The sequence below is a fragment of the Cognatundibacterium luofuense genome, assembly GCF_018139685.1.
In the GTDB taxonomy this organism is placed as follows: Bacteria; Pseudomonadota; Gammaproteobacteria; order Burkholderiales; family Burkholderiaceae_D; genus Undibacterium; species Undibacterium luofuense.
The window spans coordinates 1-424 of sequence record NZ_JAGSPN010000185.1; the positions used below are offsets into that span (position 1 = coordinate 1).

The 424-nt window shown below is 51.9% G+C and carries 1 protein-coding gene; it reads left to right on the forward strand.

Going from position 1 to position 424, the window contains the following annotated elements; all coding sequences use genetic code 11:
* On the forward strand, positions 1-424 hold a 424-nt coding region (locus tag KDM89_RS19945), incomplete at both ends, for an ABC transporter transmembrane domain-containing protein (protein ID WP_268977905.1).

Sequence of the window (424 nt, forward strand, 5' to 3'; positions counted from 1 at the left end):
TATCGGCGTACCTGTTGTGCTCAAACATATTGTCGACAGCCTGACACTGGCACCGGGTGATCCGGCCGCAGTCATGGTGTTGCCGGTCAGTTTATTACTTGCTTATGGCGCGTTGCGCTTATCAACGACGGCATTTACCGAACTCCGGGAGTTTGTATTTATCCGTGTTACGCAGCGTGCAGTCAGGACGATTGCCCTGCAAGTATTCCGGCATTTACATGCGCTGTCACTGCGCTTTCATCTGAATCGACAAACCGGTGGAGTGACCCGCGATATCGAGCGTGGCACACGCGCTGTTTCATCGCTGGTTTCGTTTGCGTTGTTCAGCATCGTGCCAACATTGCTGGAAATTGTACTGGTACTGATTTACCTGTCGACGCATTACGACATCTGGTTTTCCATCATCACCTTCAGCGCACTGGTG